Raw genomic sequence first — 13,034 nt, 5'->3', positions numbered from 1 at the left:
CAGACCGCCCCTGCCATCAGCGTGCGCCCTCGGAGACGATGCGTGCGCTGCTGGCGATGCGATCGCGCTCCACCGCCAGCAAGGTCAGCGAGTGCGCCGGCGCCTTCCATTCGCTGCCGCCGGCCACCACGCGGCCGCCATGGCGTGCGGTGTCGACCAGCACGCGCCAATGTTCGTCGTGCATCGCCGGCAGCGTGAACGACACGCTGGTGGAGGCGGCGTTGATCAGCATCAGCAAGGTCACGTTGGCGGCGATCTCGCGCAAGCCGGTGGTCGGCGAGCGGCCATCCAGGCGCAGCATCAGCGCGCGTGCTTCCGGGTCGTGCCAGCCGGCTTCGTCCATCTCGTGACCGTCCGGTGCCAGCCAGGTGAGATCCTTCAGGCCCAGCGCTTCGTCGAACTTGCCGTCGAAGAAGCGGGCGCGATGCAGCAGCGGGTAACGCTGGCGGATGCGGATCAGGCGACGCACGAACGCAGCCTGATCGGCGGCGGCGGCCTTGGTGGCAGCAGTCCAGTCGATCCAGGTCAGTTCGTTGTCCTGGCAATACGCGTTGTTGTTGCCGTTCTGGCTGTGGCCGAACTCATCACCGGCCAGCAGCATCGGCGTGCCCTGCGACAGCAACAACGTGGCCAGCAGGTTGCGCATCTGCTGACGGCGCAGCTGCTTGATGGCCGGGTCGTTGGTGTCGCCTTCGACGCCGTAATTGGCCGAGATATTGTGGTCGCTGCCGTCCCTGCCCTCTTCGCCGTTGGCGAAGTTGTGCTTGCCTTCGTAGCTGACCAGATCGCGCAGGGTGAAGCCGTCATGCGCGGTGACGAAGTTGACCGACGCAGTGGGGCGGCGGCCACTATGGTTGAACAGATCGGCCGAGCCGGTCAGGCGCGTGGCCAGTTCGGCCAGCTGACCACCGTCGCCACGCCAGAACGCGCGCACGTTGTCGCGGAACTTGTCGTTCCATTCCACCCAGCCCGGCGGGAAGTTGCCGACCTGGTAACCGCCCGGGCCGATATCCCATGGCTCGGCGATTAGCTTGGTCTGGCTCAGTACTGGATCCTGGCGCACCGCATCGAGAAAGCTGCCCGACGGATCGAAGCCATAGCGCTCGCGGCCCAGAATGCTGGCTAGGTCGAAGCGGAAGCCATCGACGTGCATTTCCTGCACCCAGTAGCGCAGCGAGTCCATCACCATGCGCAACGCGCCGACGTTGGTCAGGTCGAAGGTATTGCCGGTGCCGGTGTCGTTGATGTAGAAGCGGCGATCGTCGGCCAAGCGGTAGTAGCTGGCATTGTCGATGCCCTTGAACGACAGCGTCGGCCCCAGCTCGTTGCCTTCGGCGGTGTGGTTGTAGACCACGTCCAGCAGCACTTCCAGCCCGGCGTGATGCAGGCGCGCCACCATCTGCTTGAACTCGGCCACGGTGCGCGTGGACATGTAGCGCGCCTGCGGTGCAAAGAACCCCAACGTGTTGTAGCCCCAGTAATTGCGCAGGCCTTTTTCCAGCAGGTATTGGTCGTCGACGAAGGCGTGAACCGGGAGCAGCTCCACTGCGGTGACACCGAGCGAGCTGATGTGGTCGATCAACTCATCGGTCTTCAGGGCCGAGAAGGTGCCGCGGTTTTCCGGCGGTACTGCCGGATGCAGCATGCTCAGCCCGCGCACATGCGCTTCGTAGATCACCGTGCGGTTCCACGGCGTCTGCGGCGGGCGGTCCTGGCCCCAGGTAAAGGCCGGGTCGATCACCGCGGATTTGGGCATGAACGCGGCGCTGTCGCGACGGTCGAAGCTCAGATCCTTGTCGCGGTGGCCGATGGTATAGCCGAACAGATGCGGCGCCCATTTGAGCTCGCCGACGATCTGCTTGGCATACGGGTCCAGCAACAGCTTGTTGTGGTTGAAGCGGTGCCCGGCCTCGGGCGCATAGGGTCCATGCACGCGGTAGCCGTATAGCTGGCCGGGGCGTGCGTCGGGCAGATAGCCGTGCCAGACCTCGTCGGTGTATTCGGGCAGCGCCAGGCGCTCCTGCTCACGGCCACGCTCGTCGAACAGGCACAGTTCCACCCGGGTGGCGTTGCGCGAGTACAGCGCGAAATTGACCCCCAGCCCATCCCAGGTGGCGCCTAGCGGGTTGGGACGGCCTTCGCGAATGCGCGAGCGCTGAGTGAACTTGCGGGTGGCCATCGGTAACTCCTGAGAACGGTGAACTCAAAACGCTGAGCGAATGCGGGTGCCTGTGTGCCTGGGCACGCTCACCCTGGCACGGCACAGCCTGCAGGGTGAACTATGCAAGGTGACAGAGGCACCGTTACTGGCGTGCAGTCACCGGCGGGCCAGCCTGTTCGGCGGCGCGCTCTTCGGCATCCACCAGCCGCTCGGCCATGGCCCAATGCCGATCTGCGTGGCCGTCCGGGCGGCCTTCGGCCTCCCAGATCTCCTGTGCCAACTGGCGAAGCCGCGCTTGCCGTTCCGTGTCGTTCATTGCTTACGTTCTCTTAGGGGGTCAACAACACTGCCACTGGCGCACGTGCAAACAGCGTGGATATCGCCACGCGGCCGCCTTGCGGCTGCAGCGTGCTGCCATCGAGCACATTACGATACGTGGCGTGCGGCAATGCCAACGACGCCTGACCCCAGTTGGCCGGCGGCACCAGCAGCGGCAGATCGCCATCGCCCTGGTTGCCGGCACCCAGCCGCGTGACTGCCACCACCAGCGACTGGCCGCGGTACTGGCGGCGGAACGCCAGCACCTGCGCATCGCCGCTGACCGCCACGCTCAAGGGCTGATAATCGCCCTTCGCAAACAGCGACGGATGTTCGGCACGCAGCTGCAACAGCAATGCGGTGAGACGTGCCTTGACCGCGCCATCGCGCCAGCTGCGCAGCAGCGTGTTCCAGTCGCGCGCCTGCTGCAGCCACTGCTGGCGCTGCGCGTAGTCGACCGGGCGGCGGTTGTCCGGGTCCACCAGCGACAGATCCCAGCCTTCGGTGCCCTGGTAGAGGTCAGGCACGCCCGGCACGGTCAGGCGCAGCGTGGTCTGCACCAGCGCGTTGCGCGCACCGGCCGCGGCGATGTGGTTGCTGGCGCGCAGCAGCGCCCGCCGCAGCGGCAACCCGGCGCGGCTGCACAGCACCTGCTCCACGGTGGCCTGCACGGCCTGTTCGTAGGCCGGCGAGCCATCGGTCCAGCTGGTGTGTAGCTTGGCTTCGCGCACCGCCTTGAGCAGCCACTGCGCAATGCGCTCGGCGTACTCGGTCAGCGGTTCGGTCTGGTCGGCGCCCAGGCCGATCGGCCAGGCGGCCACCAGGGTCTGCCAGAGCATCTGCTGGTCGCCACCGGCCAAGGCCGGCGAGTCCAGCGTCTCGGTCAAGGCATCGAACTGGCTGCTCTGCTCGATCCACCAGCGCGGTTGCTCGGACAGCACCGCCAGCCGCATGCGCAGGTCTTCGCCGCGCTTGTGGTCGTGCGTGGCGGTGGCCAGCAACGCGCGCGGGAAGTGCTTGGCGCGTTCGAGATTCTGCGCGTGGAACTCGGCCGCGTCGTTGGCGAAGTGGGTCGGATGGCTGCCGACCTCGTTGCGCGACAGCAACACGCCATGCCGGTAGAACGCGGTGTCTTCCACCGACTTGGCATTGAGCGGTGCGGACAACTGCTCCACGCGACGACGCAGGATGCGCCGCAACGCGACCTGCGCGCGGTCGGCGCCGGCATCGTCGAGCAGCCAGCGCTCGATCGCGTCGACGGCCGCAACGATCGACTCCGGCATGCCCTCGCGCGCACGCGCGGCAGTGGCGCGCAGGCGCTCGGCTTCGCTGCCGGTCACGCCCTTGGCACCGGCGTAGGTGCGGTACACCGGGAACCAGCGCAGCAACACGCACAGGCCGCGCGCCAGCATCTGCGGGCTGAACTCGCGCGTGGGCGGGTCCAGTCGCGCCAGTGCCGACAACGCACCCACGGCGCGATTGAATTCGGTCTGCAGCGGGCCGCGCAGGATCTCGTCGCGTGCGCTGCGCTCTTCCTGTGCGAAGTCGCCACTGCGCCCGCTCACCTTTTGCCAGGCACGCGCCAATGGCTTGAAGCCGGACGTGTCATGCAGCACGCCGCCGACCTGGTCCATGAAGTCGTAGCCGGTGGTGCCATCGCAGGGCCAGTCGGCCGGCAAGGCTTCGCCGGGCGCCAGGATCTTTTCCAGATACAACCCCAGCGTGCCGGGCTTGAGGCCACGCGTGCGGCCAGCCGCATCCAGCCGGCTGCGCAGCTTGCGCACATAGCTGGTGGGGTCGGTGAGCCCGTCCACATGGTCGATGCGCAAGCCGTCCAGATGGCCTTCGGCCACCAGCCGCAGCGGCAGCGCATGCACCGCGTCGAACACCGCCGGCAGCTCCACGCGCAATGCCACCAACGAGGTGATATCGAAGAAACGACGGTAGTTGAGCATGTCGTTGCCCACACGCCACCAGTTCAGGCGGTACGGCTGGCGCTCGATCAGCTTGTGCAGACGGCCATCGCCGCGCTTGGCGCCGTCGTTGTAGTCGCGCAGCCATTGCGCGCGTGCCGCTTTCTCCGGCACTTCCAGCGTCTGCGGGCGGATCGGGTAACGCTGGTCGTAATGCGCCAGTGCCGCGCTGCCGTCGTCCTCGACCACCAGCGTGATCAGGCCTTCGGCCAGTGCGGTGGCATACGGGCGGTCCAGCACCGCCAGCCACAACTTGCCGTCGCGCCCGGGGGCGCGCCAGTCGATGTCGAACCAGTCGGCATGCTTGGCGCTGCGGCCATTGCGCAGCACATCCCACCACCATGCGTTGTCCGCATGGGTGGCCATGTGGTTGGGCACGATGTCGGCGATCAGGCCCATGCCGTGCTCGCGCGCGGCCTGCGACAGGGCGATCAGCGCCTCTTCGCCGCCGAGTTCGGGATTGACCACGGTCGGGTCGATATTGTCGTAGCCGTGCGTCGAGCCCGGCACCGCAGTGCCGATCGGCGACAGGTACAGATGGCTGATGCCGAGGCCGGCGTAATACGGCACCTGCGCGAGCGCATCGTGCAGGGTGAAGCCGACATGCAGCTGCAGGCGGGCGGTGGCGCGAAGCTCGATCATGGATGCGGTTCCGAAACAGCCGCGACGCGACGCGCCTCGGCAAAGCCCTGCAGCGCCGTACTCAGGCGCGCATGCGGCAAGGGATCGGGCAGGCGTCGACGCCAATTGGGATGGACCTCGACGGTGCCCGGCAGATTGGGTTGTTCTTCCAGCGCCAGCGCGTCTTCCACCGGCAGCAAGGCCAGTGGCGACACGCTGGCGGCGGTGAAGCGCAGCGTGCCCAGCAACGGATCGTCCGCAGCGCTGAGGCCGGCGTGTTCGACCGCCGCATCCAGGCGTGCCAGATCCTTGCTGCGCGCGGTGGCGTCATCGCTGGCCTGCGCGGGCTGGATCAGCTCCAGCTTGCGTCGCCAGTCGATATCGCGGCCTTCGCGCCAGCCGGTCAGGGTGGGCAGATCGTGCGTGGTGGTGGTGGCCACCGCATCCGGCCGCCACAGCGCCGGCGAGACGAAGGCGCCATCGTCGTCGCGGGTGAACATCAGCACATCGATGCCCATCACCCCGCGCCGCGACAGTTCCTCGCGGATGCCCGGCGGCACCACGCCGAGGTCTTCGCCGATCACGATCGCCCGGTGCCGCCACGATTCCAGCGCGAGCAGGTTGAGCAGATCGTGCAGCGGATAGGCCAGATATGCGCCTTCGTTGGAGCTGGCGCCTTCCGGCACCACCCACAGCCGCAACAGCCCCAGGATATGGTCGATGCGGATGCCGCCGCGGTCGCGCAGCACTGCGCGCAGCAACGCGATATACGGTGCATAGCCGCTACGCCGCAATGCGGTGGGCGAATACGCACCGATGCCCCAGTGCTGGCCGTCGGCATTGAAGGCATCCGGCGGCGCGCCCAGCACCAGGCCGCGCAGCACGGTGTCGGCGGCCGCCGCGGCTTCGGCGCCATTAGGATCGAAGCCCACGGCCAGGTCGGCGATCAAACCGATCTTCATGCCGCGCTCGTGCGCCTCGCGTTGCGCATCGGACCAGCTGCGCGCCGCCAGCCATTGCGTGAACACGTGCAACTGCGGATCGCCGTCGCCGAAATCCTGCGCGGCAAACCGTGCAAAGCCCTCCAGCGCCTCGCCGCCCTCGCTGCGGAAGGCAGCCAGATCGGGGTGATCGGCGGGCACGCGGGTGTAGAGATGGCGCAGCAGCTGCCACTTGGCCTGCGCCGAGGCCGGCCAGTCGATCAGGGCGCTGTGGTGCAGCGTATCGAAGCGCTCGCGCAGGCCGGGCACCTCGTTGATCGCCTCCAGTGCGAGCTCACCCAATATGCGCACCGGTGCGGCATGCAGGGGATCGAGAAAACGCCGGTCGCTGGGCGAATACGGGCTGTAGCCGCCGGTGACCGGGCGCGCGGCATGCACCGGGCTCAGGGCCAGGGCATCGGCGCCGGCCAGTGCAGCATGCCGCACCCATTCCACCGTGCCGGATGCGTCGCCGATGCCGGCGTCGTCGATGCTGCGTGCCGAATACACCTGCAGCGCCATGCCCCAGGCACGCGGTGCCGGCAGGCCACAGGCATCGGCCACGCTGAAGCAGCGTTGCGGGGCGACCGCGACCTGCTGGGTCAGGCCGCCGATCTGCAGCGTCCAGTAGCCGAAACGCTGCGGCGCACGCACCTGCCCCTGCGCATCGGCATGCGCCGGCTCGCTGGCGCCGCTGTCGTCCAGCCAGCGGCCGCTGGCATTGGCGGCGACCGACACCGGCAGCAACCCGGCCACCTGCACGGTCAGCAGCGGCGCCGGCTCGGTGGCGTGCGCCTTGCAGCGACGCAGGCTGTCTGCGCGCTGCGCGGCGGTGCCGGCAGGCAGTTCCAGCGCGGTGAGCACCGCATGCAGCGATTGGTCGGACACCTGCCGTGGCTGGTCGCTGGCATCCACCCAGTCCACCATTACCCCGGCCGCGCCGGCCAGCGCATGCAGATCGCTCCTGCTCAGATCACGGGTACTCATGCGCGCGCCTCGTGCCAGGCGATGAAGCCATCGACCGGCAACTGCTGCGCGTCGGCAGCGACGTTTTCGACATGCGCCACGCGGCCGCGCAGCGGCGGCATCGGCACCGCCGAGGCACCGACGTTGAAGGCGATATGCCACAGCCCGTCGGGCAGCTCCCAGCTGGCGGTCACTGCGCCATCGGCCAGCACGCTGGCGCCCACCGCGCGTGCCTGTGCAAGCCCCGGTACCAGCCACTGGCGGCGCACGCCCAGCAGCGCCTTGAACCAGGCTGTCCACTGCACGCCTTCGCCCTGCGCGGCGTCTTCGATCGGCGAGCGCGAGGCGGCGAAGGTGTCGTGGCTGTTTGGATCGGGAATGGTGGCGCGCTGCGCTTCGTCGGCGAATGCGGCGAAATGCGCAAATTCGCGACGGCGCCCTTCGCGCACCGCATCGTCCAGCGGCGGGCCGAAGTCGGTGAAGAACAGGAACGGCTGCGTGGCGCCCCACGGCTCGCCCATGAAGAACAGCGGAATCATCGGCGTCAGCGTGGTCAGCGCCAGCGCAGCACGCAGGCGTTGCGGCGATACCAGCACGCTCAGCCGCTCGCCGCGCGCACGGTTGCCGATCTGGTCGTGGTTCTGCGCAAAGACCACGAACTTGTGCGGCGGCAGCGCCCCGCTGGGCTCGCCACGCACATGCCCGCGCGGGTCCGGCTCGCCCTGGTAGGCGAAACCTTCGCCGAGCACCCGCGCCAGGTGTTCGGTGGGCTTGTCGGCAAAGGCGGAGTAATAGCCTTCTTCTTCGCCGGTCAGCAGCACATGCAGGGCGTTGTGGAAATCGTCGTCCCACTGCGCGGTGTAGCCGCGTTGCAGCTGCGACGCCTGGTTGGCCTCGTTTTCCAGCACCAGATGCACGTGGCGGCCGGCCGGCAGGCTGGCCTGCACGGTCTGCCGCAAGGTATCCAGGAAGGCGTTCGGGGTGATCGCATGCACCGCATCCAGGCGCAGGCCGTCGAAGCCGTATTCGTGCAGCCACATCAGCGCATTGTCGAGAAAGTAACGCTGCACCTGTGGCTTGCGGAAATCGATCGCCGCGCCCCACGGCGTGGGCTTGTCCTCGTTGAAGAACGGGGCGGCATAGCTGTGCAGATAATTGCCGTCCGGGCCGAAGTGGTTATAGACCACGTCCAGCAACACCATCAGGCCGTGTCCATGCGCGGCGTCGATCAGCGCCTTCAATTGGTCCGGCGTGCCATAGGCTTCCACCGGCGCGTACGGCAGCACGCCGTCGTAGCCCCAGTTATGCGCGCCCGGAAATGCGCTCAGCGGCATCAGCTCGATCGCGGTAATGCCCATCGCCGCCAGCTGCGGCAGTTGCGCCTGCACACCGGCATAGCCGCCGCAGGTGCCGACATGCAGTTCGTAGATCACCGCCTCGTCCCACGGCCGTCCCTGCCACTGGGTGTTCTGCCAGGCGTAGCCATCGCTGCGCTGCACGGCGCTGGGGCCGTGCACGCCCTCGGGCTGCCAGCGCGAGGCCGGATCCGGCACCGGTTCGCCGCCATCGACGCTGTAGCGATAGCGCGCATCCGCCGCGCATTCGATCACCGCGCTGAAGAAGCCATCCTGCGCGGCCTGCAACGCGACGCGCGCGCCGTCGTCGAAGACCACTTCCACGCTTTTGGCGTCCGGTGCCCAGAGCGCGAAGCGCACCTGTCCCTCACCCGCTGGCCATGCACCCCATGCCGGCGTGGTGTCGTTGCGCTCGTTCATTCTTATTTCTCCGCTTGCAGATAGATCGTGGCCAGCGGCGGTAGGGTCAGGCGCAGGCGTTGTGCGTGCCCGTGCATGCCCATCGGCTCGGTCGCCAGGCGACCGCTGTTGCCGAGGTTGCTGCCACCGTAATGGGCACTGTCGGTGTTGAGGATTTCGCGCCAGCCGCCGGCACGCGGCACGCCAACGCGATAGTCGTGGTGCGGTTGCGGGGTGAGGTTGCTCACCGCCAGCAAGGGTGCGCCGCCATCGGGATCGTGGCGAATGAACGCCAGTACGCTGTTGCGCGCATCGTCGGCCACGCTCCAGTCGAAACCGTCGGCACGATGCGTGCCGCGGTACAAAGCCGGCACCCGTCGCAATGCGGCATTGAGATCGCCGACCAGTTGCTGCACGCCGCGATGCGGCGCGCCATCGAGCAGATGCCAGTCCAGCGATTGGTCGTGATTCCAGTCGTTCCACTGGCCGAATTCGGCGCCCATGAATAGCAGCTTGTCACCCGGATGCGCCCACATCAGCGCCAGATACGCGCGCAGGTTGGCAAAGCGCCGCCAGTCGTCGCCGGGCATCTGCCCGAGCAGGCCGCCACTGCCGTGCACCACTTCGTCGTGCGAGATCGGCAGCACGAAACGCTCGGAGAACGCATACACCAGGCCGAAGGTGAGCTGGCTATGGTGCTGCGCGCGCTCGGCCGGATCGCGCTGCATGTAGCTCAGCGTGTCGTGCATCCAGCCCATGTTCCATTTGTGGGTGAAGCCCAGGCCGCCCTCGCTGATCGGCGCGGTCACGCCCGGCCAGGCGGTGGACTCTTCGGCGATGCTCAGCACACCGGGAAAGCGCGTGGCGATCTCGCTGTTGAGCTGGCGCAGGAAGGCGACCGCTTCCAGATTCTCGCGGCCGCCATGCGCGTTGGGCACCCACTCGCCTTCGGCACGGCCATAGTCGCGATACAGCATCGAAGCCACTGCATCCACGCGCAGGCCGTCGAGGTGGTAGTGATCGATCCACTCCAGCGCGCTGCCCAGCAGGTAGGCGGTCACTTCGGGCCGGCCGTAGTTGTAGATCAGCGTGTTCCAGTCGCGATGCATGCCTTCGCGCGGGTCGGCATGCTCGTACACCGCGGCGCCGTCGAACTGCGCCAGGCCGTGTGCATCATCGGGAAAGTGCGCGCTGACCCAGTCCAGGATCACGCCGATGCCGGCGCGATGACAGGCATCGACGAACTGGGCAAAGCCATCCGGGCTGCCGTGGCGCGCAGTCGGTGCATACAGCCCCAGCGGTTGATAGCCCCAGGAGCCGCCGAACGGATGCTCGGTGATCGGCAGCAACTCGATATGGGTGAAGCCGAGCTGCTGCACATAGGGGATCAGTTGTGCGGCCAGCCCTGGCCAGTCCAGCGGCTGGTTGTGCCCATCGCGCCGCCAGGACGCGGCATGCACCTCATAGATCGACAGTGGCGCCGGCGCGGCATTGGCATCGCGCGCGGCCATCCAGGCGGCGTCGGTCCAGGCAAACGCTGCCGCGCCCGGCACCACCGAGGCGGTGGCCGGCGGCAATTCGCTCTGGCGCGCCACCGGGTCGGCCTTGAGCAACACGCGGCCATCGGCAGCGGTGATGGCGTACTTGTAACGTGTGCCGGCTTCCACACGCGGCAGGAACAGCTCCCAGAACCCGCCGATGTGCGGGCGCATCGGGTGCCGGCGCACGTCCCAGCCATTGAAATCGCCCACCACCGCCACGCGTTGCGCATGCGGCGCCCACACCGCAAAGCGCACCCCGGGCACGTCGTCGCAGTGCAGGTGCTGGGCACCCAGGGCACGACGCAGCGCCTGGCCATCGCCGGCAGCGATCTGCAGCAGGGTGGATTCGTCCAGCGTGGCGGCAAAGGCGTAGGGGTCTTCAATCTCCTGCACCACGTCTGGCCACACGATGCGCAGCCGATACGGGCCTTCGACCGCCAGCGTGCCCTCGAACACGCCATCGACCGGGCCAGCCTGCATGCGCGCCAGCAACTTGCCGCGTGGATCGATCAGGCCCATCGCCTCGGCACCGGGCGCCAGCACGCGCACCAGCCGGCGGCCGTCTGCCTGGGAATGCGGGCCCAATACCGCGAATGCATCGGCAGGCAGGCCATCGGCCAGCGCCTGCACGCTCTGCACCAGATCCGCCATCCCATCCATGGTCACCGCCGTCGCTTCCGTCTCCTGCCCCTGCACGCCCAGCCGTTCGCTCATGACACCGTCGCAAGCGCGGGAGCGGTTGCGGCGGTGCGTTCGTACAGCGAGAGGTATTTCTTGCCCGCCACATCCCAACCACTGGGACGCAGCATCGCCGCGCGGCGCATCGCCGACAGCAGGCTGGGCAGGCGGAAGGTGCGGAATGCGCGCTCCAGGCAGCGGCGCAAGGCCTCGACACTGGCGTGCTGGAACAAAAAGCCGGTGACGCCGTCATCCACGGTATCGATCAGGCCACCGGTGGCGTGCGCGATCGGCAGGCAACCAAAGCGTTGCGCATACATCTGGCTCAAGCCGCACGGCTCAAAGCGCGATGGCATCAGCAGGAAGTCGGCGCCAGCGAACATGCGCCGCGCCAGGCCTTCCTCGAAACCGATGAAGGCACCGACCTGGCCCGGATAGCGCCGGGTCAGCTCGGCGACCTGTTGCTCGATCTCCGGCTCGCCACCGCCGATCACCGCGATCTGGCCGCCGGCCGCCACGATCTGCGGGGCGACCTCGCAGATCAGGTCCAGGCCCTTCTGATGCACCAGCCGCGACACCACCGCAAACAGCGGGCCGGTGCTCTCGCGCAGCCCGAAGGCCTTGCGCACCTGCGCGGCGTTGGCCTGGCGGCCCTGCCACTGATTAACGCTGAAGTGCGTGTCCAGATATTCGTCGGTACGCGGGTCCCAGCTGGCGTCGATGCCGTTGACGATGCCGGTCAGCGCGCCCTTGGCGGCGCGGCCGGCCAGCAGGCGGTCCAGGCCACAGCCCTGCGCCGGGCCGGTGATCTGCTGGGCATAGCTGACGCTGACCGTGTTGACGTGGTCGGCATGCACGATGCCGCCGCGCAGGAATGACATCTGCCCGTAGAACTCCAGCTCGGCCACACGCTCGGCCGGGATGCCCAGCGCAGCGGCCATCGAATACGGCACCAGGCCCTGGTAGGCCAGGTTATGGATGGTCAACAGGCACGGCGTGGTGCCGCCGGACCAGCGCACGTAGGCGGCGGCCAGCGCACACGGCCAGTCGTTGAGATGCAGCAGGCGCGGCTTCCAGCCCAGCCCGGCATGGCCGGCGGCGATCTGCGCGGCGGCATGCGACAAGGTGGCAAAGCGGACCGCGTTGTCTTCGAACTCCGAGCCGCTGGTGCTCACATAGGGCGAGCCGTCGCGTTCGAACAATTCCTTGGACAGCAGGATGTAGATCGGCAGGCCGTCCGATTGCACGATGCGGCCGATGTCGCAGGCCGGCAGTGCGGCATGCGCCAGCACCCGGCCGACGATCTCCACCTTGCCCGCCCGCGCCAGCACCGCGCGATAACCGGGGATCAGCACACGGACGTCGTAGCGATGGCGCAGCGCGCGTGGCAGCGCCGCAGCCACATCGCCCAGACCGCCCGCCTTGATGAAGTCCGCCATCTCCGACACCACGAACAAGGCGCCGCGGGTATCGGCCGGCGACACCGGCAGACGCTCGTGATGGCGAATGAAGCGGCCACGTGCATCACGCGGTCGCCCGCTCTTCTTCAGAGTGGGGAGCATCGTGCTGCGCTCGAAGCGTGCGGTAGTAGCGTGAAGCGGCATCATGGCAACCATCTAAACGTCCGTCGTAAAGTGGGTGGAGACGGAAAACAGCGAAGCGACAACCATCATCTGCCGATTCAGCCAGACGACCTGCTACGAATGAGGAGCGGGGCCAACGCGCGTACTCCACGTTGTCCTTGAGATGAATCTACACCCCGTGCAAATAAAATATGCGTGAATACGTGCTGACTTTTCTGCGACAGCTACATTCCCTTGCGCATGGTTGCGCATGCCTACTGGCATAAGCGCCGCATTGCAGTGCGATGACATCCCTGCAGTGGTGCGCGGTTGTTGAAACGCACCGAAAGCGGGCAATGACGGCGGCGCCCGCCATCATCCGCCTGACTTGTTCAGGCATGCGCGCAGGTCGCGCATCGCCCACCGCCTGGCATCGGGCGGGCGTGCCGGAACTGCGCAGAACTGCCCAGACCGCTTAAG

General features: G+C 67.7%; 7 protein-coding genes. All 7 read right to left on the bottom strand.

Features of this window, described 5'->3' with window-relative positions; translation table 11 throughout:
- Window positions 1–16: 16 nt before the first annotated feature.
- Complete coding sequence (gene glgX / locus ABQY74_RS02295; RefSeq protein WP_016901662.1) at window positions 17–2,179, bottom strand: glycogen debranching protein GlgX; 2,163 nt, start codon at window positions 2,177–2,179, stop codon at window positions 17–19.
- Between the two features lie 124 nt (window positions 2,180–2,303).
- Entirely contained in the window at window positions 2,304–2,477 is a 174-nt protein-coding gene (locus ABQY74_RS02290; protein ID WP_005993048.1) for a DUF2934 domain-containing protein, read from the bottom strand.
- Between the two features lie 13 nt (window positions 2,478–2,490).
- Window positions 2,491–5,094 (bottom strand): malto-oligosyltrehalose synthase, encoded by a 2,604-nt coding sequence (treY, locus tag ABQY74_RS02285; RefSeq protein WP_349793216.1) that lies wholly within the window; start codon window positions 5,092–5,094, stop codon window positions 2,491–2,493.
- Window positions 5,091–7,040 carry a 4-alpha-glucanotransferase gene (gene malQ, locus ABQY74_RS02280; protein WP_349793214.1) on the bottom strand — a complete coding sequence of 650 codons (1,950 nt, stop codon included), beginning with the start codon at window positions 7,038–7,040 and terminating at the stop codon, window positions 5,091–5,093. The genes treY and malQ overlap by 4 nt, the downstream gene beginning before the upstream one ends.
- Window positions 7,037–8,794 (bottom strand): malto-oligosyltrehalose trehalohydrolase, encoded by a 1,758-nt coding sequence (gene treZ / locus ABQY74_RS02275; protein WP_349793212.1) that lies wholly within the window; start codon window positions 8,792–8,794, stop codon window positions 7,037–7,039. Before treZ ends, malQ begins: the two co-directional genes overlap by 4 nt.
- Before the next feature lie 2 nt (window positions 8,795–8,796).
- On the bottom strand, window positions 8,797–11,028 hold the full coding sequence (locus ABQY74_RS02270) for a 1,4-alpha-glucan branching enzyme (protein WP_349793210.1): 2,232 nt from the start codon (window positions 11,026–11,028) through the stop codon (window positions 8,797–8,799).
- The gene (glgA, locus tag ABQY74_RS02265) at window positions 11,025–12,608 is read right to left on the bottom strand and encodes a glycogen synthase GlgA (protein WP_349793209.1); all 1,584 of its coding nucleotides are present in this window, start codon (window positions 12,606–12,608) and stop codon (window positions 11,025–11,027) included. The genes ABQY74_RS02270 and glgA overlap by 4 nt, the downstream gene beginning before the upstream one ends.
- Between the last annotated feature and the right edge of the window lie 426 nt (window positions 12,609–13,034).

It is taken from the genome of Xanthomonas sp. WHRI 7064 (assembly GCF_040202355.2).
Taxonomy (GTDB): domain Bacteria; phylum Pseudomonadota; class Gammaproteobacteria; order Xanthomonadales; family Xanthomonadaceae; genus Xanthomonas; species Xanthomonas arboricola.
The sequence above is the reverse complement of the archived record's forward strand: the minus strand, read 5'-3'. Positions and strand labels throughout refer to the sequence as shown.

Bases quoted from the DNA above. Each gene is read 5' to 3' on its own strand.
- glgX (WP_016901662.1), bottom strand. From the start codon at position 2,179: ATGGCCACCCGCAAGTTCACTCAGCGCTCGCGCATTCGCGAAGGCCGT.
- ABQY74_RS02290 (WP_005993048.1), bottom strand. From the start codon at position 2,477: ATGAACGACACGGAACGGCAAGCGCGGCTTCGCCAGTTGGCACAGGAG.
- treY (WP_349793216.1), bottom strand. From the start codon at position 5,094: ATGATCGAGCTTCGCGCCACCGCCCGCCTGCAGCTGCATGTCGGCTTC.
- malQ (WP_349793214.1), bottom strand. From the start codon at position 7,040: ATGAGTACCCGTGATCTGAGCAGGAGCGATCTGCATGCGCTGGCCGGC.
- treZ (WP_349793212.1), bottom strand. From the start codon at position 8,794: ATGAACGAGCGCAACGACACCACGCCGGCATGGGGTGCATGGCCAGCG.
- ABQY74_RS02270 (WP_349793210.1), bottom strand. From the start codon at position 11,028: ATGAGCGAACGGCTGGGCGTGCAGGGGCAGGAGACGGAAGCGACGGCG.
- glgA (WP_349793209.1), bottom strand. From the start codon at position 12,608: ATGGTTGCCATGATGCCGCTTCACGCTACTACCGCACGCTTCGAGCGC.